A 22894-nucleotide genomic window follows, 5' to 3' on the forward strand; every position below is an offset into this window, starting at 1 on the left:
CAAGCCCGAGGATGACGGAAGAGAGGTTTGGCGGGCTTTGTCGGCTACCCATGGCGGCTTTGCCGCTCGTCACGTCTTTTCAAAACGCTGAAAAGGCCGTAAGACCGCGCGCATGATGCTCCACCGGCCGACCATCGCCCTGCGAATTAGTGGCCCGGCCTTCCGCGCGCTCTGAGCGAGGCCGGAAGGTCCGGGATTTCGGGCGTTTCCAGAAAAGCGCCCCCGCCGTCAGTGCCTGACACCATTCCGCGCGAAAAGACGATAGCCATACCCATGACCGATACGCCCGAAAAAGTCGATTATTCGTCCACCCTTTACCTGCCGCAGACGGATTTCCCGATGCGCGCCGGCCTGCCGCAGAAGGAGCCCGAGATGGTGGCCCGCTGGCAGAAGATGGACCTCTACAAAAAGCTGCGCGCCTCCGCCGCCGGCCGCCAGAAGTTCGTGCTGCACGACGGCCCGCCCTATGCCAACGGCCATATCCATATCGGCCATGCGCTGAACAAGATCCTGAAAGACGTCATCACCCGCTCGTTCCAGATGCGCGGGCGCGATGCCAACTACGTGCCCGGCTGGGACTGCCACGGCCTTCCGATCGAATGGAAGATCGAGGAGAAGTATCGCGAGAAGGGCAAGAACAAGGACGAGGTCCCGGTCAACGAATTCCGCCAGGAATGCCGTGACTTCGCGGCCGGCTGGATCCAGATCCAGACCGAGGAGTTCAAGCGCCTCGGCATCGAGGGCGATTTCGACAATCCCTACACGACGATGAACTTCCACGCCGAAGCCCGCATTGCCGGCGAGCTCCTGAAAATCGCGAAGTCCGGCCAGCTCTACCGCGGTTCCAAGCCGGTCATGTGGTCGGTCGTCGAGCGCACGGCGCTCGCCGAGGCCGAGGTCGAATATGCCGATGTCGAGAGCGACACGATCTGGGTGAAGTTCCCGGTCACGGAAGGTCCGGCCGACCTTCAGGGCAATTTCGTTGTCATCTGGACGACCACGCCCTGGACGATCCCCGGCAACCGCGCCATCGCCTTCTCCTCGCGCTATCCCTACGGCCTCTATGAGGTCGAGAGCGCCGAGAACGCCTTTGGCCCGCAGCCCGGCGAAAAGCTTATCTTCGCGACGCGCCTTGCCGACGAGGCCGCCGCCAAGGCGAAGCTTACCTTCAGGTTCGTCCGCGATGTCGCGCCGGAGGAGCTTGCCGCCATCACCTGCGCCCATCCGCTGAAGGACCTCGGCTACACGTTCAAGGTGCCGCTGCTCGATGGCGACCATGTCACCGACGATGCCGGCACGGGTTTCGTGCACACCGCCCCCGGTCACGGCCGCGAGGACTTCGACGCCTGGATGGCCGAGGCGCGCAATCTCGAAGCGCGCGGCATCTCTTCGAAGATCCCCTTCACCGTCGACGACGCCGGCTTCTATACGGCCGACGCCCCCGGCTTCGAGGGCGCGCGCGTCATGGACGACAACGGCAAGAAGGGCGATGCCAACGAGCGCGTCATCAAGGCGCTGATCGCGGCGAACAACCTCTTCGCCCGCGGGCGGCTGAAGCATTCCTATCCGCATTCCTGGCGCTCCAAGAAGCCGGTCATCTTCCGCAACACGCCGCAATGGTTCGTCTACATGGACAAGGAGCTCGGCGACGGCACCACGCTGCGCTCGCGCTCGCTTGCCGCCATCGACGACACGCGCTTCGTGCCCTCTGCCGGCCAGAACCGCCTGCGTGCCATGATCGAGGGCCGCCCGGACTGGGTGCTCTCGCGCCAGCGCGCCTGGGGCGTGCCGATCGCCGTCTTCGCCGACGAGAAGGGCGAGGTGCTGGTCGACGAGGCCGTCAATGCCCGCATCCTCGAGGCCTTCGAGAAGGAAGGCGCGGACGCCTGGTTCGCCGAAGGCGCGCGCGAGCGCTTCCTCGGCAACCGCGCCGGCGAGGGCTGGACGCAGGTCATGGATATCCTCGACGTCTGGTTCGACTCGGGCTCGACGCACACCTTCACGCTGGAAGACCGCCCGGACCTGAAATGGCCGGCCGACGTCTATCTGGAAGGCTCCGACCAGCACCGCGGCTGGTTCCATTCCTCGCTGCTCGAATCGGCCGCGACCCGCGGGCGCGCGCCCTACGACACCGTCATCACCCATGGCTTCACCATGGACGAGAAGGGCGAGAAGATGTCGAAGTCGAAGGGCAACGTCGTCTCGCCGCAGGACGTGATGAAGGAATCGGGCGCCGATATCCTGCGCCTGTGGGTCATGACCACCGACTACTGGGAAGACCAGCGCCTCGGCAAGACGATCATCCAGACCAACATCGACGCCTACCGCAAGCTGCGCAACACCATCCGCTGGATGCTGGGCACGCTCGCCCATGACACGGGCGAGGAGATCGCCCTTGCCGACATGCCGGAACTGGAGCGGCTGATGCTGCACCGGCTCTCCGAGCTGGACGCGCTGGTGCGCGAGGGCTACGACGCCTTCGACTTCAAGAAGATCGCCCGCGCGCTCATCGACTTCTCCAATGTCGAGCTCTCGGCCTTCTACTTCGATATCCGCAAGGATGCGCTCTACTGCGACGCCCCGTCCTCGCTGCGCCGACGTGCCGCGCTTGCCGTCATCCGCAAGCTGTTCGAATGCCTCGTGACGTGGCTTGCGCCCATGCTGCCCTTCACGACGGAGGAGGCATGGCTGTCGCTGAAGCCCGACGCCGTCTCGGTGCATCTCGAACAGTTCCCGGCGGTGCCGGCCGAATGGCGCGACGATGCGCTGGAAGCGAAGTGGGAGAAAATCCGCGAAGTGCGCTCGGTCGTCACCGGCGCGCTGGAGATCGAGCGCCGCGAGAAGCGCATCGGCGCCTCGCTGGAAGCGGCCCCGGTCGTCCATGTCGCCGATCCGGAGCTGCTGAAGGCGCTGGAAGGCGAGGATTTTGCGGAGATCTGCATCACCTCGGCCATCACCGTCGTTGCCGGCGAGGGGCCGGAAGGCGCCTTCCGCCTGCCGGAGGTCGCCAGGGTCTCCGTCGAGCCGAAGCTTGCCGAGGGCACGAAATGCGCCCGCTCCTGGCGCATCACCACGGATGTCGGCTCGGACCCGGATTATCCGGACGTCTCGGCGCGCGACGCCGCGGCGCTGCGCGAGATCGGCTTCCGCCGCGCGGCCTGACGGGCCCTTCTGTTGACGGCCGGTGCTTTCCGGCCGTCGATCTTGCCGGGTGAATTGCGCTTGAGGGCGTCATCCGGTATTGCTGCCTGAAAATGGTCGGATTGTTCCGCCATGGCACGGCAGACTATTGCCGTGGGTTTTCGGCGTGCCGGCTCTGCTGGAAGGGTGTTCATGGGAATGACGCGAAATATTCGGGTACGAACCGGCCTTCTCGGCCTCTTCGGCGCAAGCCTCCTGCTCACCGGCTGCATGGGCCCGACCTACGGCACCGACAAGACCGCCGGCGAACAGCTCGTCGATGATCTCGGCAACGCCATCATGATCCAGCCGGGCAATGACGAAGCCAAGAAGATCCGCTACCAGCCGCGCGGCAAGCTCGTCGTGCCGAAGGACCAGACGGCGCTCGTCACGCCGCAGGATTCCGTTGCCGGCAAGGACAACCCGCAATGGCTGGAAAGCCCGGAGGAGATGCGCGAGCGCCTGCGCACCGAGGCCGATGAGAACAGCGACGACCCGCACTACCGTTCGCCGCTCATCACGCAGAATGCGACGAGCCGCAAGCTTTCCACGGCCGAGCAGACGGAGGCTTATCGTGAGGCCCGCCGCCTGCAGATGGGCGCCTATTCCGACAAGCGCCGCTACCTGAGCGATCCGCCGGTCGAGTATCGCAAGATACCCGAAGAGGCGCAGGCCGACCTCGGCGAGCCGGAAAAACAGAAGGAGCGCCGCCGCAAGAAGGAGGCGAAGGCCGCCAAGCAGGGCTCCTCCTGGTGGCCGTTCTGACCTGACGCCGCAGGCGCTTTCCGTTCGCAAAGGGATGACCTCATGACGAGCTACCGCATCCGCCCGGCGAGCGTCGCCGATGCGGGCATCATCCTGCGCTTCATCCGCGAACTTGCCGATTACGAGAAGGCCCTGCACGAGGTCGCCGCGACGGAAGAGACCGTCGCCGCCTCGCTCTTCGGCGAGGGCTCGGTGAGCCGCGCGCTGATCTGCGAGACCGAGACGGGCGAGCCGGCCGGCTCCGCCGTCTTCTTCAACACCTATTCCACCTGGCAGGCGAAGAACGGCCTTTATCTCGAAGACCTCTATGTCACGCCCGATCATCGCGGCAGCGGCGTCGGCAAGATGCTGCTGCGTGCGCTCGCCCGCATCGCCCTCGATGAAGGTTGCGGCCGCTTCGAATGGAGCGTGCTCGACTGGAACACGCCTGCCATCCGCGTCTATGACGCGATCGGCGCCGAGCCCCACGGCGAATGGATCCGCTATCGCCTTTCCGGCGAGAAGCTGAAGCGCTTCGCGGAAACGGCCTAGCGCCGTTCGGCGAAGAAATCCTTGAGAATCCCGGCCGCCTCCGTGCCGCTCATGCCGGAATAGACGTCCGGCGCATGGTGGCAGGTCGGCTGCGCGAAGAAGCGCACGCCATTGTCCACCGCGCCGCCCTTCGGGTCTTCCGCGCCATAGTAGAGGCGGCGGATGCGGGCGAAGGAGATGGCGGCGGCGCAGAGCGTGCAGGGCTCCAGCGTCACGTAGAGATCGGCGCCCGCCAGCCGTTCCTGCCCGAGCTTTCCGGCGGCCTCGCGGATCACGGCGACCTCGGCATGGGCGGTGACGTCGTTCTCCGCCCGGGTGCGGTTGCCGGCGCGGGCGAGGATCTTCCCGTCGAGCACGAGGACGGCGCCGACGGGCACCTCGCCCCGCGCGCCGGCATCGCGGGCTTCGGCAAGCGCGATCTCCATGAAGCGATTTGTCATGACCGGCACGAATTCCTCTTAACCCCGGACGCCTGACCTGATAGGACACGGCAAAACGCAGGCAGCACAAATGACATCCAAAGACAAGCCAAAACGGCCGGGCACCAAGCCCTCGGGCCGCGATACCAAGCCGCGTGGCGCCGCATCGGCGGCCGCCGGCAAGAAATCCTTCCCGGCCGGAAAGCCGGCGGGCAAGAAGCCGTTCGGCGGAAAGCCCTCCGCCGGCAACGGCAAGCCCGTGCGCGAGGCAAGGCCGGCCCGGCCTGCAAGGCCCGAGCCGAGCACCGCCGGCGCGGAGCTTGCGCCCGAGCGCATCTCCAAGCTGCTTGCCCGGGCAGGCGTCGCCTCGCGCCGCGATGTCGAGCGCATGATCATGGAAGGTCGCGTCAGCGTGAACGGCAAGGTGCTGGACACGCCCGTCCTCAACGCCACCTTCGCCGACCATATCGAGGTGGACGGCGCGCCGATCCGCGGCATCGAGCGCACGCGCCTGTGGCTCTACCACAAGCCCGCCGGCCTCGTGACGACGAATGCCGACCCGGAAGGCCGCCCCACCGTCTTCGAGAACCTTCCCGAGGACCTGCCGCGCGTCATGTCCATCGGCCGCCTCGACATCAACACCGAGGGCCTGCTGCTGCTGACCAACGACGGCGGCCTTGCCCGCATGCTGGAGCTGCCGACGACGGGGTGGCTGCGCCGCTACCGCGTGCGCGCCCACGGCAAGATCGAGCAGGCCGACCTCGACAAGCTGAAAGAGGGCATCGCCGTCGACGGCGTGCTCTACGGCGCCATCGACGCGACGCTCGACAAGGTGCAGGGCTCCAACGTCTGGCTGACGCTCGGCCTTCGCGAGGGCAAGAACCGCGAGGTCAAGAACGTGCTCGGCGCGCTCGGCCTCGACGTGAACCGCCTGATCCGCATCTCCTACGGCCCCTTCCAGCTCGGCGAGCTGCCGGAAGGCCATGCGCAGGAGATCCGCGGCCGGACGCTGCGCGACCAGCTCGGCCCGCGCCTCATCGAGGAATCCGGGGCGAATTTCGACGCCCCGCTCTTCGACCGCAAGGCCGAGGAGGAAGAGGCGGAGGCGCCTGCGCGCAAGCCCCGCAGCGACGACCGGCCCGCCCGCAGCGAAAAGCCGGCCGACCGGCGCGAGAACGCCCGCGCGCGCCTCGATACGAAGCGCGACGACCGCTTCTCCGACAAGCCGCGCGGCGGCCCGCGCGACCGCGGCCATGACCGCGACGACGATCGTTTCGAGGCCCGGCCCAAGCGCGAGCCCGGCGGGCGCGCCCGCAAGTCCAATGTCTGGATGGCCCCGGGCGCCCGCCCGGTCGCCGAGAAGAAGGCCGAGGCCGCCGAAGGCGAAAAGCGCGCGCCGCGCGAGCGCCCGGACGGCGCGCCGAAGACCAAGCGCTACGGCCGCACCGCCGAGGGCGCGCTCACCCGCTCGGCCCAGAAGTTCGACCCGGACCGCAAGGCCGGCCCCCGCGGGCCCGCCGGCGGCAGGGACGACAAGCCGCGCATCCTGAAGACGCGCGACGAGGACGGCGAGTGGATCCGCGCCGCCGAGCCGGAAAAGCGCGACCGCGACGAGGGCGGCCGCGGCGGCTTCGCCCGCAAGCGCTCCGGCGCCGGCGACGAGCGCGCACCCCGCGATTTCGGCGACCGTCCGCCCCGCGGCGACCGCAAGCCGCGCGCGGAAGGCGAACGCTCCTTCGGCGACCGTCCGCCCCGCCGCGACGGCGGAAAACCCTTCGGCGGAAAGCCCGGCGGAAAATCCTTCGGCGGCAAGCCGGGGGGGCGTCCTTCCGGTGGCAAACCCGGCGGCGCAAGGCCCGGCGGTGGCCGGCCGGCCGGCGGCAGCCGTCCGCGCGGCAAGGGGAAATAACGCGCCGTGCGGATCGTCGGGGGTGAATTCCGCGGCCGCGCGCTCGCAACGCCGAAGTCGGACGCCATCCGTCCGACTTCGGACCGCACGCGCGAAAGCCTCTTCAACATCCTCTCCCACGCCTATCCCGGCGCGCTCGACGGCACGCGCGTGCTCGACCTTTTCGCCGGCACCGGCGCGGTCGGCCTCGAAGCCCTGTCGCGCGGCGCGCGCGCCGTGCTCTTCGTCGAGCAGGGCGTCGAGGGCAGGGGGCTTCTCCATTCCAATATCGAGGCGCTCGGCGTGATCGGCCGCGCCAAGATATTCCGGCGCGATGCGACGGCGCTCGGCGCGGTCGGCACCATGGAGCCGTTTCATGTCCTCTTCGCCGATCCGCCCTATGCCAAGGGTCTCGGCGAGAAGGCGCTGGATGCGGCGGCGCGCGGCGGCTTCCTCGTCGACGGCGCCCTTGCGATCCTCGAGGAGCGCGCCGATATTCAGCCTGCCGCCGTCGATGGCTTCGAGCCCCTCGAGGTCCGCACCTTCGGCGATACGCGCATGCATTTCTATCGCTACCGGGCCGGCTGAGTTCCCCCCGCCCGAGGAGGTCCGCGATGACCGACGCCCTCGTGTCCCCTGAACGCCGGCCCTCCGGCGGCCCGACGGTCGCCCTTGCGCTCGGCGGCGGTGGGGCGCGGGGCCTTGCCCATATCCATGTCATCGAGGTGCTGGATGAGCTCGGCATCCGCCCGGTGCTGATCGCCGGCGCCTCCATCGGCGCCATCCTCGGCGCGGCCATGGCGGCGGGCATGCCGGGCCGGGAAATCCGCGAGCATACTTTGGCGACAATCGGCCAGCCGCGCCACATCGCCAACCGGCTTTGGAGCCTGCGTCCGGCCGGCTTTTCCGAGATGGTGGCGGGCGGCTTCCGCCTCGGGCAGTTCAATCTGGAGCGGGTGCTGAAGGCCTTCCTGCCGGAGCGCCTGCCGGAGACCTTCGAGGGCCTTGAAATCCCGCTGAAGGTCATCGCCTCGGATTATTATGCCCAGTGCGAATGCGTCTGCGAGGCGGGGTCGCTCCTGCCGGCGCTTGCCGCCTCCGCGGCGCTGCCCGCGATCTTCCGCCCGGTGGTCCTCGACGGCCGGGTGATGATCGACGGCGGCCTGTGGAACCCCGTGCCCTTCGACCATCTCGCCGGCAAGGCGGATATCGCCATCGGCATCGACGTCATCGGCCAGCCGCCCGCCGGCACGGCGGAAGTGCCGAACGGCATCGACAGCCTCTACGGCGCCACCCAGCTCACCATGCGCTCCATCGTCGCGCTGAAGCTGGAGAAGGGCGCGCCGGATATCTACCTGCGCCCGGAGGTCGGCCGTTTCCGCGTGATGGATTTCATCAAGGCGGAAGAGGTGCTGGCGGCCTCCGCCGGTGTGCGCGAAGAGTTGAAGCGGGCGCTGGATGCGAGGTTTGCGGCGATAGGGTAGGCGCGGGAGATACCCCCCTCTGCCCTGCCGGGCATCTCCCCCTCAAGGGGGGAGATTGGATGGAGGGACCGTATCGCCTCTCTCCGACGTTGCAATTTGAGCGAGGTTCCGCGGCTTGCCGATCTCCCCCCTTGAGGGGATTGTTCATCTTGGACTCGCGAGGCGCTTTCTTGCGATGAAGATGTCGATTGTGATGTGAAGCATTTCGAGTGACTTGGAGGCCCGCTTTGTTTTTCGATTGAAGCGGGCCAGCATGTCGCGGAACGAGGCGTTCGAGGACTCGATGAGATGGGTCTGCGCCTTGGTCTGCCGATGCGGCTCGGTCGCCTTGATCCGCTCGAAGGCCAGATGATAGCAGGAATTGGCGTCGGTGAAGATGGCGCCGATCTGGCCGACGGCGGCCTTGGCCAGATCGTAGATGGCGATGGCGCTGCGCACGCCCTGGTCGCCGATATGGTATGCGACGACCTGGCGGTGGCGACGGCTATAGGCCGTCCAGATCACCGCCCGCCGCTGTTTTTTTGGACATAGGTGTAGATCTCGTCCATCTCGATGACATCGGGTATCCCGGTGTCGGTCGGCTCGGCCTGGGCCAGCTTGTGCTGCAGGACCGCATGCTCCTTGCGGATCCAGTTCAGCACCGTCGCGGGCGAAGCACGAAGCACCCGGCCGATCGCCCGAATGCCCATGCTGTTCATGTACATCTCGATCGCCATGGCCTTGGTCTGGGCGCTGAATTTGGGCGGGCTGTCGGTGCTATAGCGCCCGCAGGTGCGGCATCGGTAGCGTTGATGCCCGGCCTTGCTGCCGCGCTTGATCAGATCTGTGCCGCCACAGCTTGGGCAATCCATCGTGTGCCTCCCCGCAAATCACCTCTATAACAGAATCCAAAAAGCGGTCCGGGTAAACAGTCCCCCCCTTGAGGGGGAGATGGCCGGCAGGCCAGAGGGGGGTGAGCGGCGGGCTCTTTCGTTAGAAAGTGAGCGGCAGCGCTCAAACGCTCTCCTCTTCCTCCGCCTCGCTCTGCGTCTTCTTCTTCGGCTTCAGCAGCGGCTCGGGGCTTACCGGCTTGGAATGCAGCATGTGCCGTCCCGCGCTGATGCCCTCGACGGCCTGCAATTCCAGCCGGGCGAGGTCGCGGCGGCGGATGTCGTCGCTGATGGCCAGCGCGTCGTCGGGCTTCACGCCCAGCTCCTCCAGCGTCTCCCGGCCGAAGACGAGGGCGGATTCGAAGGTCTCGCGCACCTCGTGCTGCACCCCGCGGGCGCGCAGCGACAGCGTGTGCACCCGGTCGTAGGAGCGCACGAAGAGCGTGGCGTTCGGATATTCGGATTGCACGAGGTCGACGATGCGGTCCGTCGCGGCCTTGCCCTGCGTGCAGATGGCGACGATCTTGGCGCGCTCGATGCCGGCGGCGCGCAGCACGTCCTTGCGCGTGCCGTCGCCGAAATAGATGCGGAAGCCGAAATTCGCCGCCTGCCGCACGCGGTCCGTCGAATGGTCGATGATGGTCACCTCGCGCCCGCCGGCAAGCAGGATCTGCGCGGCGATCTGGCCGAAGCGCGAGAAGCCGATCATCAGCACGTCCGCCCCCGCGCCCTCGAAGTCCTCCTCCATCTCCTCCTCCGGGTCCTCGACCAGGAGGAAGCGCGAGAGCGCGGCGGCGATCGGCGTCAGCGCCATGGAGATGGTGACGACGGCGATCAGCAGCGAGGCGAGCCCGTTGGAGAAGATGCCGCCGGCCGCCGCCGCCGTGAAGAGCACGAAGCCGAATTCGCCGCCCTGCGGCAGGACGAGGGCGATGCGCACCGCATCGTTGTGCGGCGAGCCGGTGAGGCGGCAGAGCGCGTAGATGACGAAGCTCTTGATCAGCATGACGGCGGGCGTTGCGATCAGCACCGTCAGCCAGTGCGAGAAGATGACGTCGAGATGGAGCGACAGGCCCACGGCCATGAAGAAGAGGCCGAGCAGGATACCGCGGAAAGGCTCCACGTCCGCCTGCAATTCGTGGCGGTAGGAGGAATCGGCGAGCAGCACCCCGGCAAGGAAGGCGCCCATGGCCATGGAGAGGCCGGCAAGCTGCAGCAGCATGGCGGCGGCGAGCACGACGAAGAGCGCGGCGGCGATCATCGCCTCGCGCGCGCCGGTGCGGGCGATGACGCGAAAGAGCGGGTTGAGCAGGTAGCGGCCGGCGACGAGCAGCGCCGTGATGGCGGCAAGCGCGATGGCGAAATCCTCGAAGGCGCTGGTCGTGTCCTCCGGCTTCTGCTCGGCAAGGAGAGGGATCAGCGCGAGCAGCGGCACGATGGCGAGGTCCTGCAGCAGCAGCATGGAAAAGGCCCGCTGGCCGTAGCGCGTGTTGGTGTCGCCGCGCTCGTCGAGGATCTGCATGGCGAAGGCGGTGGAGGAGAGCGCAAGGCCGAAGCCGATGATCAGCGCCCCGTCCCATTCCTCCAGCCCGAAGGAGAGCGTGAGACCGGCAAGGATGAGGCCGGTGACCGTCACCTGCGCGATGCCGAGGCCGAAGATGTCGCGCCGCATGGCCCAGAGGCGCGATGGCTTCAGCTCCAGCCCGATGAGGAAGAGCAGGAAGACGACACCGAGTTCGGCGACGCCCAGCAGTTCCTCGCCGTCGCGGATCTGGTGGAGGATCGGGCCGATCACCACGCCCGCGGCGAGGTAGCCGAGAATGGTGCCGAGCCCCAGCCGCTTGAAGATCGGGGCGGCAAGAAGCGCGCCGCCGAGCATCAGGAGCACTTCGTTGTAGGAGCTGTGGGTATAGGTCATCGGGAAGGCTTACCATGCTTCGGGCCGGTGGCAGGGCAAAAAAGGCGCGTGGCCCTTGATGCCCGTCACGGTGCACAATAAATGGGGCAGCAAAGAAAGGCCAAGTCATGTCTGAGACGATCGAAACCGCAAGCCTTCTCGCGCGCGCCGGCGAGCTCATCGACCGGGCGAGGGAGGCCGGGGCCGACGCGGCCGATGCGGTGGTCGTTCGGGGCCGCTCCTCCTCCGTCAGCGTGCGGCTCGGCAAGGTCGAGGGCACGGAAGCCTCCGAGAGCGACGACTTCTCGCTGCGCGTCTTCGTCGGCAGGCGCGTCGCCAGCGTCTCGGCCAATCCCGGCTTCGACCTCAAGGTGCTCGCCGAGCGCGCCGTCGCCATGGCCAAGGCCTCGCCGGAGGACCCCTATGCGACGCTCGCCGCCGAAGCCGACCTTGCGAAGGACTGGCCGGACCTTCAGCTTTATGACCCGACCGAAGTCTCCGCCGACCAGTTGACGGAAGCCGCGCTTGCCGCGGAGGCCGCCGCGCTTGCCGTTTCCGGCGTCACCAATTCCGGCGGGGCGGGCGCCTCGGCCGGCATGGGCGGGCTGGTGCTCGCCACCTCGCACGGCTTTTCCGGCGCCTACAGCGCCAGCCGCTTCGGCCGCTCCGTCAGCGTGATCGCCGGCGAGGGCACGAAGATGGAGCGCGACTACGACTTCGATTCGGCGCTCTATTTCGCGGACCTGCGCGCAAGCGAGGAGATCGGCCGCGAGGCCGCCGCCCGTGCCGTGCGCCGCCTCAACCCGCGCCAGGTGCCGACGGCGAAGAACGTTACCGTCGTCTTCGACCCGCGCGTGGCGCGCGGCATTGCCGGCCATATCGCCGGCGCCATCAACGGCGCGGCCGTCGCGCGCAAGACCAGCTTCCTGCGCGACAGGATGGGCAAGCAGGTGCTGAAGGCCGGCCTTTCCGTCACCGACGATCCGCTGATCGTGCGCGGCCCCTCCTCGCGCCCCTTCGACGGCGAGGGCGTCACCGGCCGGCGCCTCGCGATGATCGAGGACGGCGTGCTGCAGCACTGGTTCCTCTCCACCTCCACCGCCAACGAGCTCGGCCTGAAAACGAACGGCCGCGGCGTGCGCGGCGGCACGTCCGTGACGCCCGCCTCGACCAACCTCGCGCTGGAGCCGGGCGACATCCCGCCGGAAGAGCTGATCCGCTCCGTCGGTAACGGTTTCTACGTCACCGAGCTGATCGGCCAGGGCGTCAACATGGTGACGGGCGAATACAGCCGCGGCGCGTCGGGCTACTGGATCGAGAACGGCGAGCTGACCTTCCCCGTCTCGGAGGTCACCGTCGCCTCCAACCTTGCCGACATGTTCCTGCGCATCACGCCGGCGAACGACATCGACCGTTCCTTCGGCGTGGCCGCCCCGACGCTCGCCGTCGAAGGCATGACACTGGCCGGGAAGTAAGACCATGCCCGATGCCGCTGCCGCCTGGACCGCCGATCTCGATCTTCTCACCGGCGCCGCGCGGCTCGCCGGCGCAAGGGCGCTCGATTTCTTCCGCAAGGGGCCGGAAGTCTGGTGGAAGAACGAAGGCCGCTCGCCGGTGAGCGCGGCCGATTTCGCCGCCAACGACATCCTCAAGAAGGAACTGCTCTCCGCAAGGCCCAACTACGGCTGGCTCTCGGAGGAGACGGACGACGACGCGGCGCGGCTCGACTGCGAGACCGTCTTCGTCATCGACCCCATCGACGGCACGCGCGCCTTCATCGCCGGCAAGGACATCTGGTGCGTCAGCGCGGCGGTCGTCCATCGCGGCCGGCCGGTGGCGGGCGTGCTCTTCGCCCCCTCGCTCGACGAGCTTTTCACCGCCGCCGCGGAGGGGCCCGCCCTCAAGAACGGCAGGCCCGTTTCGGCAAGCGAGCCGGATGCCGGCCGGCCGATCCGCATCGCCGCGGCCGAGGACATGGCGCACGGCCTCGAACCGAACATGGCGGGCGGCGTCCAGCGCATCTCCCATGTGCCCTCGCTCGCCTACCGCCTCGCCATGGTGGCGGACGGGCGGATCGACGCCACGCTCGTCAAGCGCAATTCGCACGACTGGGACCTGGCGGCGGCCGACCTCATCCTTTCGCGCGCCGGCGGGGGGCTCGTGACGCTCGACGGCGCCCCGCTTTCCTACAACCGGCCGACCGTCAGCCACGAGACGCTGTGCGCGGCGGGCAGCGCCCGGCTTTCCGGGCTTGTCGAGGCCGCGCGGCACCTTTCCGGCCATTGACCTTTCCCGCGGAATACCGCAAACCGTCTGCCGAAATCGGCATAACAGGCAATTCCCGGGAAAGTGGGACCCGGTTTCCCCTCCGGAATTGCGGAAGAACAAAAGAGAGAAACATGACCGAATCGATCGAACCGAAACAGCTTCTCCATCTCGTTTTCGGCGGCGAGTTGAAGACCCTCACGGACGTCCAGTTCCGCGACCTCGACAAGCTCGACATCGTCGGCATCTACCCGGATTACGCCAGCGCCCTCGTCGCCTGGAAGGGCAAGGCGCAGCAGACCGTGGACAATGCGCACATGCGCTATTTCATCGTCCACATGCACCGTCTCCTGGACCCGAAGAACGGCTGACCGTCCGTCCCGCGCGGCCTTTCCGCGCCGGACAGAAAGACCGGACCCCATGATCCTCGACCGCCCGAGCGCCAAGACGAAGGTGCCCTGCCCATGAGCAGCCGGCTCGCCCGTTTCGCGCTGTCGCTTTACCGCTGGGGCGGCGTCGCGCTCTATCCGGTCGTCGGCCCCTACATCGCGCTGCGCGCGGCCAAGGGCAAGGAAGACCGCGCCCGCCGCCGCGAACGCTATGGCGTGGCCGGCGTCGAGCGGCCGGCCGGTCCGCTCGTCTGGTTCCATGCCGCAAGCGTCGGCGAGACCAATTCCATCGTGCCGCTCGTCAAGGAAGTGCGCCGGCGCGGCATCGCCGTGCTGCTCACCACCGGCACCGTCACCTCGGCCAAGGTCGTGCGCGACCGGCTCGGCTCCGACGTCATCCACCAGTTCGTGCCGCTCGACCTGAAGCCGGCGATCAGCCGCTTCCTCGAATACTGGCACCCGGACCTCGCGATCATGGCGGAGTCCGAGATCTGGCCGATGACCATCCTGGAGCTCGGCAAGCGCCATATCCCGCAGGTTCTGGTGAACGGCCGCATCTCCGACCGTTCCTTCCCGCGCTGGAAGCGGCGCCACGCCTTCGCCGACGCGCTCTTCGAGAATTTCGCGCTGGTCATCGCCCAGTCGGAGATCGATGCGGACCGTTTCCGCACGCTCGGCGCCTTGCCCGTCATGGTCTCCGGCAACCTCAAGGTCGATACGGACGCCCCGCCCGCCGATCCTGTGGTGCTGAAAACCTATCTCGACCAGATCGCCGGCCGGCGCACCTGGGCGGCCATCTCCACCTTCGAGGGCGAGGAGGCGGCCGCCGGCAACGTGCACCGCGCCCTCAAGGAGCGCACGCCCGGCCTCCTCACCATCATCGTGCCGCGCCATCCCGAGCGCAGCGATGCCCTCGCCGACATGCTCGCCGCGCGCGGGCTCAAGGTCGTGCGCCGCACCTCCGGCGAGCCGCTGACGCCCGAGACGGACATCTTCCTCGGCGATACGATCGGCGAGATGGGGCTTTACCTGCGCATGACGGAGATCGCCTTCGTCGGCCGCTCGCTCTTCGCCGAAGGCGGGCAGAACCCGCTGGAGCCGGCCATGCTCGGCTGCGCCATCCTTTCGGGCGGCAACGTGCAGAATTTCCGCGAGGCCTACCAGCAGCTCGCCCGCAACGGCAGCGCCAAGATGGTGCGCGACGTCGAGATGCTGGCCAAGGGCGTGCACTATCTCCTCAACCACGACGAGATGCGCCGCCAGATGATCGACGCGGGGCAGGAGACCGTGCAGGAGATGCGCGGGGCTCTGCGCGCGACCGTCAAGGGGCTGGAGCCCTATATCAACCCGCTTACCGTGAAGGCGCGGCTCCACCCGCGCCAGACCTCCTGAAGGAGCAGCCATGACCGAGGCAGCGACGATCTCCGGCATCCTCTTCGACAAGGACGGAACGCTCCTCGACTATGCCAGGAGCTGGGTGCCGGTGAACTACGAGCTCGCCCGCATCGCCGCCGGCGGCGACGAAGACCTGTCGCGCCGCCTGCTGGTCGCAGGCGGCATGGACCCGGACACCGGCTATGTCACGCCGGACAGCCTGCTGGCCGCCGGCAACACGGTGGAGATCGCCGAGGGGCTGGTCGCCGCCGGTGCACCCTTTTCGGTCGAGGCGCTGGCCGAACTCTTCGACGGGCTTTTCGCCAATTCCGCAGCGCTTGCCGTCGCCGTCACCGACCTTGCCGGTTTCTTCGCCACCATGCATGCGCGCGGCTATCGCCTCGGCGTCGCCTCCAGCGACAACGAAGCCTCGATCCGCGCGACGGCGCAGCGCTTCGGCTTTGCCGATTACCTGCACTATGTCGCCGGCTACGACAGCGGCTTCGGCTTCAAGCCGGAGCCCGGCATGGTGCTCGGCTTCTGCGCGGCGACGGGCCTTGAGCCGCACCAGGTCGCCGTCGTCGGCGACAACAACCACGACCTGCACATGGGCCGCGCCGCCGGCGCCGGCCTCACCGTCGCCGTCCTGACCGGCACCGGCTCGCGCGAATCCCTCTCCGCCGCCTCGGACTATTGCCTCAACGACATCACCGAGCTCGTGCCGCTCTTCACCGGGGCGGGCGTGCCGGCGGAGTGAGGCCGGGATTGCCCCTCATCCGCCTGCCGGCACCTTCTCCCCGCAAGCGGGGAGAAGGAGGCAGGAGGCGGGCGCCTTCCACAATCGAGATGCGGGAAACCCGTACGGCATTCCCCTTCGCCCCGCTTGCGGGGAGAAGGTCGCGGCAGCGGGATGAGGGGCAGGCCCCAGGCTTTGTCCTCGCCTCAGTTGATTTTCCCCGCCGTCTCGCGTTTCTTGTGGCCCACATGGCCGATGGCAGGGGACAGCAATGGTAAGTGAAGCGCCGCCCTTCTGGTGGACGGAGCCGGACTGGCGGGCCTATGCGCTCTGGCCGCTCTCGCGCCTTTATGGCCTCGTCGCCGGCCGGCGCATGCGTCGCGGGCGCCGCGCCGAGGTGCCGGTGCCGGTGATCTGCGTCGGCAATTTCACGGTCGGCGGGGCCGGCAAGACGCCGACCGCCATCGCCATCGCCCGCGCCGCCAAGGCCCGCGGGCTGAAGCCGGGGTTCCTGTCGCGCGGCTATGGCGGCTCGCTCGACGTCACCACCGTGGTCGACCCGCACCATCACCGCGCCCGGGCGGTCGGCGACGAGCCGCTGCTGCTTGCCCGCGAGGCGCTGACCGTCATCTCGCGCCGGCGCGTCAAGGGGGCGCAGAAGCTGGTGGAGGAGGGCGCCGATCTCATCATCATGGACGACGGTTTCCAGAGCGCACAGCTCGCCTTCGACTATGCGCTCGTCGTCATCGACACCCGCCGCGGCATCGGCAACGGCCATCTCGTGCCGGGGGGGCCGGTGCGCGCGCCGCTCGTCGAGCAGATGCGGCAGGCAAGCGCGCTTCTGGCCATCGGCGACGGCGAGGCGGCCGACCGGCTGATCCGCCAGGCCGCGCGCGCCGGTAAGGCGATCCACTCCGCCACCCTCGTCACCGTCGGGGCGGAGGACCTGAAGGGCGAGGTCGTCATGGCCTGGTCGGGCATCGCCGACAACGCAAAGTTCCACCGCACCGTCCGCGAGACGGGCGCGGAGCTCGCCGAGACGCGGGGCTTCCCGGACCACCACTATCTCGGCGACGACGAGGTGGCCGACCTCCTCGACGACGCGGCGGCCCGCGGCCACCGGCTCGTCACCACCGCCAAGGACAGCGTGCGCCTTGCCGGCGGCCACGGCCGCTCGGAGGAACTGCGGGAAAAGAGCCGGGTGATCGAGGTGGAGATCCGCTTCGACGATCCGAAGGGCCCGGATGCGATCATCGATGCCGCGATCGCCAATGCCCGCCGGCGGAAATTGCAGCGGCCGGCCGGGAAGTGATTTTCAAGGCATGTCCGGCCCTTGCCCTTCTCCCCTTGGGGAGAAGGTGGCCCGAAGGGTCGGATGAGGGGCTGTCACGAAGAGGAAACGGGCGGGATTACCGCTTCTGCGTCGGCAACGCGCCGGCGCGCTTTTCCGCGTCCAGCGAGGCGGCGCAGCTCACATAGGCTTCCTGGCGGGCGACGCTCCAGTAGCGCAGCTCGTCGACGGGGATCGTCTCGCCGGTCATGGCGCAGATGACGTGGGAGCCGGGCATCAGGATCTGGAAATCGCCGTCGAGGTAACGGATCTTCGCTTCCCGGCTGCCGCCGCGGCCTTCAAAACGGTTCATCATCGACTTCAATATCCGCATGATTTCTTCGCCATGCCATAGCGTGGCGACCGGAAAATAGCCAGCCCTTTCGCCGCGCCTAGCTGCGGCCGAACAGCCGCTCGATGTCGGAAAGCTTCAGTTCGATATAGGTCGGGCGCCCGTGGTTGCACTGGCCGGAGCCGGGCGTCGCCTCCATCTGCCGCAGGAGCGCGTTCATCTCCTCCGGCCGCATGCGCCGGCCCGAGCGCACCGAGCCGTGGCAGGCCATGGTGGCGGCGAGGTATTCGAGCCTGGCCTTGAGGCCGCCCGCCGTGTCCCATTCGGCAAGCTCGTCGGCAAGCTGGCGGATGAGGCCTGCCGCGTCCATTTCCCCGAGCATGGCGGGCGTCTCGCGCACGGCGACCGCCCCGGGGCCGAAGCGCTCGATGCCGAGGCCGAGCTTCGAAAACTCCTCCGCATGGGCGACGAGCCGGTCGCAATCGTCCTCGGGAAGATCGACGATCTCGGGGATCAGCAGCGCCTGCGCCGGCACGGCGCGCGCATGCAGCGCGTTGCGCATCGCCTCGAAGACGAGGCGCTCGTGCGCGGCGTGCTGGTCGACGATGACGAGCCCGTCCTCGGTTTGCGCGACGATGTAGTTCTCGTGGAGCTGCGCGCGCGCCGCGCCGAGCGGATGGCGCTGCGGCGGCTCCTCGGCGGGCGAGGGGGCGAAGGCCGGCTCGCTGCGCGCCGAGGGCGCCTCGAACTCGGCAAAGCCCGCCTGCCGGCCGGCGGCCGGGCTGGAAGGGGTTGCCTCGAAGGGCCGGTAGGGCGAGGCGGCGGGCGTCCAGGGCGCGGCGGGGCGCGGCGCCTCGGGCCGGAAGGCGCGCATCAGGCCGGAGGCGCCCGTGGTCGACGCCCGGTCGCCCTCGCGCGCCAGTGCCTCGCGGATCGCCCCGACGATGAGGCCGCGCACGAGGCCGGGATCGCGGAAGCGCACGTCGGATTTCGCCGGATGCACGTTGACGTCGACCAGCGCCGGGTCGATCTCGATGGAAAGCACGGCGACGGGATAGCGCCCGTGCGGGATCGTCTCGGCATAGGCGCCGCGCAGCGCCGACCAGACCAGCTTGTCCTGCACCGGCCTGCCGTTGACGAAGGCGAACTGGTTGAGGCTGTTGCCGCGGTTGAAGGTCGGAACGCCGGCAAAGCCCGTCAGGCGTACGCCCTCGCGCTCCGCATCGATCTCGATGGCGTTGTCGCGGAAATCGCGGCCGAGCACCTGCGCGATGCGGGCGAGCCGGTCCGTGCCGGTTGCGGGAAATTCCAGCGTCGTGCGGTCGGAGCCGGAGAGAACGAAGCGCACATGCGGGAAGGCGATGGCCATGCGGCGCACGACGTCGGAGATCGCCGAGGCCTCGGCCTTCTCGCTCTTGAGGAATTTGAGGCGCGCGGGCGTGGCGAAGAAGAGGTCGCGCACTTCCACCACCGTGCCGCGGTTGGCGGCGGCCGGGCGCACGGGCACCACCTTTCCGCCCGTCACGCTGATCTCCGCGCCCTCGTTCGCTTCCGCCGTCCGGCTGAGGAGCGAGAGTTTCGCCACCGAGCCGATGGAGGGCAGCGCCTCGCCGCGAAAGCCGAGGGTGCGGATGTCGAGGAGGTCGCTTTCGAGCTTGGAGGTGCAGTGCCGGCGGATCGCCATTTCAAGGTCGGCGGGCGTCATGCCGGAGCCGTTGTCGGACACGCGCAGAAGCGTCTTGCCGCCGCCGGCCGTGGCGATCTCGATGCGCGTCGCGCCCGCGTCCAGCGCGTTCTCGATCAGCTCCTTGGCGGCGCTCGCCGGCCGCTCGATGACTTCGCCGGCGGCGATCTGGTTGATGAGGGTTTCGGAAAGCTGCCTGATGCTCATGGCGCCATTTTCGCGGATTCGCCCGCCGCCCGCCAGTGGCCGCTGCGGCTTATCCCGTCCTGCCTTTGGCGATCCGGCTAAATCGTTTAATCAGGCTTTAATAAAATGCTGCCAACGTGCGCAGGCGCTTGTATGAGCACAAGCCGGCCGGTCTCCGGCGGACAATTTCAGCGTCGCTGGCCGCTGTCATTCCCATGTCCAAGGGTGCGGAAAGCACCGATCAGCATGTCTTCGGGAATGCCAGACAGGCGAGGTCTGCCACGATGAATGATGTAGCGTCCTCCGACGCGCACATCCGGCTGGGAATGTTCGAAGCGGCGTGCGATATCCTCGCCGCGGCCGTGATCGTCTATGACAAGAACGACAGCCTCGTCTTCGCCAGCCGCCAGGTCCTGCGCTATTTTCCCATTCCAGCCGATGCGCTGAAGCCGGGAGCGCGCCTGCGCGACGTGCTCGGCGCCATCTTCGACAGCGGCATGCGCTACGGCCTCGCCCCGGACCAGCGCCATCGCGCGGTCAACCGCGAGGAATGGATCTCCGCCCAGATCTCCGCCCATTGGCGCGAGCAGTACGACGCCATCGAGCGGCTGAGCCGCGACCGCTGGATCCATTTCCGCAAACGCCGCTTGCCGAACGGCTACAACGTGACGACGCTCGTCGACGTCTCCGAGCAGAAGAAGCAGGAAGAGCAATGGCGCCTCGACCTGGAGCGCATCGCGCTCACCGAGGAGATCCTGGAGACGCTGCCGTCACCCATCGTCATCAAGGACCGCAACCTCACCTATATCGCCGCCAACGCCGCCTTCTGCGCGATCTATGACGTCGATGCCGACAGCATCGTCGGCCGCTCGATCTGGAGCCTTGCCGACGCCGAGAGCGCCGAGCGCATCGAAACCACCGACCGCTCCGTGCTGGAGACGGGCGAGCCGCATGTCCTTGCCGAGCATATCGTGCGCGCCGACGGCTCGGACCTCTATGTCATCACCCGCAAGTACCGCATCGGCGCGTCGGGGCACTACGCGCTCGTCACGGTGATGGAGGACGTCTCCGCGCTGGTTTCGGGCGAGCAGCCGATGACGGATGCCGACGATGCGCTGCTGCGCGTGCCGGGCGGCTTCGTGGAGGCGCAGAACTGCTTCGATCCGGTGCGCGACGCCGAGCGCCGCCTGCTGCTCGACCAGCTCAATCCCGACGAGCTGCACGCCCTCGCCGGCCGCCGCGTGCTGCTGGTGACGCCCAATCCGCATATCGAGGATATCCTTCTCGCCGAGTTCAAGGCCCGCGGCGCCGATTGCTGCGCCGTCACCAGCGTGCGCGAGCACGACGCCTTCCTCGCCCTTGCGGCGGAGGAGGGGCTTGCGATCGACCTGGTCATCGTCGACGACAACCTTTCCGGCCACGAGGCGATCCTGGAGAACGGCCAGGGCATTGCCGTGCGGCCGATCGCGCCGGACGGCATCGGCCCGGATTTCATGCGCACCCTCGTGGAAGAGCACGAATTGCTGTCGGACGAGGGCTCGCCGCTCGGCGACATCGTCACGCCCGTCGGCTTTTCCGACGACTGGTACATCGCCACCGACATCTCGACCATGCTGCCGGCCGCCGTCGGCGACGTGGAGGTGCTGGTGGCCGAGGACAACCAGATCAACCAGTTCGTCTTCTCGCAGATTCTCGAGGGCATGGGCGTCTCGCACCGCATCGCCGAGAATGGCGAGGAGGCCGTCATGCTCTGGCGCAAGCACCAGCCGCGCCTCGTCCTGATGGACATCTCCATGCCCGTGATGAACGGCATCGACGCCGCTCTGGAGATCCGCGAGGCGGAAAAAGGCACCGGAACCCGCACGCCCATCGTCGCCGTCACGGCGCAGGCGCTCAACGTCGACATGCAGAACTGCATGGATGCCGGCATGGACGACTACATCACCAAGCCGGTCAGCCCCGACATGATCGAGGCCATCTACCGGCGCTATGCGGCCGAGAAGCCCCAGAAATCTGTCGCCTAGGTTGAGCAGGGCCGGTCAACTCCCCAGATTTGGGGAGGCAGGTGGGCAGGACTGACGATCGCTTGCTATGCTTTTGTTAACAGTCATGCCTCATCGTGGGAAAATAATCGGAAGGCCAGGTGCAAGTACGGGAAATCATTGATGAAGTCTGCTGACCATGCGGCGCTGGACGTTTCCCAGACTGACCTCCATGCCATGGCCTATACCGATCCGCTGACGGGGCTGGGCAATCTCTACCGCCTGCGCGACAAGGTCCGCCAGATCGCGCGCGAGCGCGAGGAGGATCCCGCGCCCTTCGCCATCGGCATCGCCAATCTCGACGGCTTCAAGCCCATCAACGATCTTTTCGGCCCGCGCGCGGGCGACGAGATCCTCTGCCAGGTCGCCCATCGCCTGAAAGCCTGCATCCCGGACGGGGCGACCGTCACGCGCCACGGCGGCGACGAGTTCGCCTTCGTGCTGCCGCTCGTCTTCGAGCGCAAGGGCGCGGAGAAGATCGGCCAGATGCTGCGCGAGGTGCTGTCGGCCCCCTTCGACCTCGGCGACCGCAATGTGCGGCTTTCCGCCTCCTTCGGCTTTGCCATCTTCCCCTTCGCCGGCGAGGACTTCGCCGAGCTCCTGAAGAGCGCCGACACCGCGCTCTACCGCTCCAAGCGCCGCGGGCGCGGGCAGATCACCGTCTATTCGCAGGAGATCGCCCAGGAGATGAAGCGGGCGACGCAGCTCGAGCAGGCGCTGCGCAACGCCATCATCGCCAACGAGGTGGACGTGCATTTCCAGCCGATCGTCAGCCTGCGCGACGATGCGGTCGTCGGCTTCGAGGCGCTCGCCCGCTGGTGCGATGCCGATCTCGGCTATGTCTCGCCGGCGGCCTTCGTGCCGCTCGCGGAAGAGCGCGGCTTCATCGACGCGCTCTCCGACACGCTGCTGCGCAAGGCGGCGGAGGCCGCGCTCTCCTGGCCGCGCGAGCTCTTCCTGTCCTTCAATCTCTCCTCCGCCCAGTTGATGGATCCGAAGACGGCCTTCAACACGCTGGCGATCCTCAACCGCGTCGGGCTCGATCCGCGCCGGCTGGAGCTGGAGATCACCGAGACCGCCGTGATGACGGATGCCGACACGGCGCAGAAGATCGTCGGCGAACTGCGCGCGGCGGGCGTGCGCATCTCGCTCGACGATTTCGGCACCGGCCAGTCGAGCCTCGGGCGCCTGCGCGACTTCACCTTCGACAAGGTCAAGATCGACCGCGCCTTCGTCTCGCGCATCTCCAACGACAAGGCGTCGGAACACATCATCAAGGCCATCGTCGCCATGTGCGAGGGACTGGACCTTTCGGTCGTCGCCGAGGGCATCGAGGATTTCTCCGAGGCGCTGAAATTGAAGGCGCTCGGCTGCGGCATGGGGCAGGGCTATTTCTACGGCAAGCCGGCCGACGCCGTCGCCACCATGCGCTACCTCTCCGACCGCTATGTCAGCGTCGAAAGCCGTGCCGTCTCCTGAGGCGAACCTGTCCCCGAACGGGCCAGTTCGCTAAAATTGCATCCTTTTCCTTAGCGGCAAGGCAATCGGTGCCGGGTATGCTTC

General features: G+C 67.9%; 20 protein-coding genes. 14 read left to right on the forward strand and 6 right to left on the reverse strand.

The annotated features are described in order from the left end of the window. Positions 1-273 precede the first annotated feature (273 nt). The 3 genes from ileS (at position 274) to HNQ66_RS21225 (ending at position 4476) form a co-directional block, all read left to right on the forward strand. On the forward strand, positions 274-3162 hold the full coding sequence (gene ileS / locus HNQ66_RS21215) for an isoleucine--tRNA ligase (RefSeq protein ID WP_184146513.1): 2889 nt from the start codon (positions 274-276) through the stop codon (positions 3160-3162). Between the two features lie 171 nt (positions 3163-3333). Continuing rightward, entirely contained in the window at positions 3334-3945 is a 612-nt protein-coding gene (locus HNQ66_RS21220; RefSeq protein WP_184146515.1) for a hypothetical protein, read from the forward strand. 42 nt (positions 3946-3987) lie between these two features. Then, positions 3988-4476: a GNAT family N-acetyltransferase gene (locus HNQ66_RS21225; protein ID WP_184146517.1), complete on the forward strand. Its 489-nt coding sequence runs from the start codon at positions 3988-3990 to the stop codon at positions 4474-4476. Here the strand turns inward: HNQ66_RS21225 and HNQ66_RS21230 are convergent. Further along, positions 4473-4916, reverse strand: a complete 444-nt coding sequence (locus HNQ66_RS21230) for a nucleoside deaminase (protein WP_246434370.1) — start codon at positions 4914-4916, stop codon at positions 4473-4475. The two genes, HNQ66_RS21225 and HNQ66_RS21230, sit on opposite strands and share 4 nt — an antisense overlap. A 70-nt stretch (positions 4917-4986) precedes the next feature. On the opposite strand from HNQ66_RS21230, the gene HNQ66_RS21235 reads away from it, so the two are divergent. Genes HNQ66_RS21235 through HNQ66_RS21245 form a run of 3 tightly spaced genes read left to right on the forward strand, consistent with a single transcriptional unit; the run spans position 4987 to position 8267 of the window. After that, the gene (locus tag HNQ66_RS21235) at positions 4987-6804 is read left to right on the forward strand and encodes a pseudouridine synthase (protein ID WP_184146519.1); all 1818 of its coding nucleotides are present in this window, start codon (positions 4987-4989) and stop codon (positions 6802-6804) included. A gap of 6 nt (positions 6805-6810) precedes the next feature. After that, the gene (gene rsmD, locus HNQ66_RS21240) at positions 6811-7371 is read left to right on the forward strand and encodes a 16S rRNA (guanine(966)-N(2))-methyltransferase RsmD (protein ID WP_184146521.1); all 561 of its coding nucleotides are present in this window, start codon (positions 6811-6813) and stop codon (positions 7369-7371) included. Positions 7372-7397: 26 nt separating this feature from the next. Then, on the forward strand, positions 7398-8267 hold the full coding sequence (locus tag HNQ66_RS21245; protein WP_184146523.1) for a patatin-like phospholipase family protein: 870 nt from the start codon (positions 7398-7400) through the stop codon (positions 8265-8267). A gap of 144 nt (positions 8268-8411) precedes the next feature. On the opposite strand, the gene HNQ66_RS21250 is transcribed toward HNQ66_RS21245, so the two are convergent. From HNQ66_RS21250 to HNQ66_RS21260, 3 genes are all read right to left on the reverse strand, one after another. Further along, complete coding sequence (locus HNQ66_RS21250) at positions 8412-8771, reverse strand: IS1 family transposase (protein WP_184146525.1); 360 nt, start codon at positions 8769-8771, stop codon at positions 8412-8414. Next, positions 8768-9118, reverse strand: coding sequence for an IS1 family transposase (locus HNQ66_RS21255; RefSeq protein WP_184146527.1), 351 nt, complete (start codon positions 9116-9118; stop codon positions 8768-8770). The genes HNQ66_RS21250 and HNQ66_RS21255 overlap by 4 nt, the downstream gene beginning before the upstream one ends. A gap of 142 nt (positions 9119-9260) precedes the next feature. After that, entirely contained in the window at positions 9261-11054 is a 1794-nt protein-coding gene (locus HNQ66_RS21260; RefSeq protein ID WP_184146529.1) for a monovalent cation:proton antiporter-2 (CPA2) family protein, read from the reverse strand. 107 nt (positions 11055-11161) lie between these two features. Between HNQ66_RS21260 and HNQ66_RS21265 the strand changes: the two genes are divergently transcribed. The 6 genes from HNQ66_RS21265 (at position 11162) to lpxK (ending at position 17109) form a co-directional block, all read left to right on the forward strand. Further along, positions 11162-12508 carry a TldD/PmbA family protein gene (locus HNQ66_RS21265; protein WP_184146531.1) on the forward strand — a complete coding sequence of 449 codons (1347 nt, stop codon included), beginning with the start codon at positions 11162-11164 and terminating at the stop codon, positions 12506-12508. Positions 12509-12512: 4 nt separating this feature from the next. Further along, complete coding sequence (locus HNQ66_RS21270; protein ID WP_184146533.1) at positions 12513-13319, forward strand: 3'(2'),5'-bisphosphate nucleotidase CysQ; 807 nt, start codon at positions 12513-12515, stop codon at positions 13317-13319. 113 nt (positions 13320-13432) lie between these two features. Beyond that, positions 13433-13669, forward strand: a complete 237-nt coding sequence (locus tag HNQ66_RS21275) for a DUF4170 domain-containing protein (protein WP_184146535.1) — start codon at positions 13433-13435, stop codon at positions 13667-13669. A 93-nt stretch (positions 13670-13762) separates the two neighbouring features. Further along, on the forward strand, positions 13763-15079 hold the full coding sequence (gene waaA, locus HNQ66_RS21280; RefSeq protein ID WP_184146537.1) for a lipid IV(A) 3-deoxy-D-manno-octulosonic acid transferase: 1317 nt from the start codon (positions 13763-13765) through the stop codon (positions 15077-15079). A gap of 10 nt (positions 15080-15089) precedes the next feature. Next, positions 15090-15818 carry an HAD family hydrolase gene (locus HNQ66_RS21285; protein ID WP_184146539.1) on the forward strand — a complete coding sequence of 243 codons (729 nt, stop codon included), beginning with the start codon at positions 15090-15092 and terminating at the stop codon, positions 15816-15818. A 250-nt stretch (positions 15819-16068) separates the two neighbouring features. Then, positions 16069-17109, forward strand: a complete 1041-nt coding sequence (lpxK, locus tag HNQ66_RS21290; protein ID WP_184146541.1) for a tetraacyldisaccharide 4'-kinase — start codon at positions 16069-16071, stop codon at positions 17107-17109. Between the two features lie 97 nt (positions 17110-17206). On the opposite strand, the gene HNQ66_RS21295 is transcribed toward lpxK, so the two are convergent. Then, on the reverse strand, positions 17207-17443 hold the full coding sequence (locus HNQ66_RS21295) for a DUF2093 domain-containing protein (protein ID WP_184146589.1): 237 nt from the start codon (positions 17441-17443) through the stop codon (positions 17207-17209). Between the two features lie 76 nt (positions 17444-17519). Then, positions 17520-19310, reverse strand: coding sequence for a DNA mismatch repair endonuclease MutL (mutL, locus tag HNQ66_RS21300; RefSeq protein ID WP_184146543.1), 1791 nt, complete (start codon positions 19308-19310; stop codon positions 17520-17522). Positions 19311-19573: 263 nt separating this feature from the next. On the opposite strand from mutL, the gene HNQ66_RS21305 reads away from it, so the two are divergent. Together HNQ66_RS21305 and HNQ66_RS21310 are read left to right on the forward strand one after the other, a co-directional pair. Continuing rightward, positions 19574-21313 carry a response regulator gene (locus HNQ66_RS21305; protein ID WP_184146545.1) on the forward strand — a complete coding sequence of 580 codons (1740 nt, stop codon included), beginning with the start codon at positions 19574-19576 and terminating at the stop codon, positions 21311-21313. Positions 21314-21454: 141 nt separating this feature from the next. Further along, complete coding sequence (locus HNQ66_RS21310; protein ID WP_184146547.1) at positions 21455-22810, forward strand: putative bifunctional diguanylate cyclase/phosphodiesterase; 1356 nt, start codon at positions 21455-21457, stop codon at positions 22808-22810. The last annotated feature ends 84 nt before the right edge of the window (positions 22811-22894 follow it).

It is taken from the genome of Shinella fusca, from assembly GCF_014203155.1.
GTDB lineage: Bacteria > Pseudomonadota > Alphaproteobacteria > Rhizobiales > Rhizobiaceae > Shinella > Shinella fusca.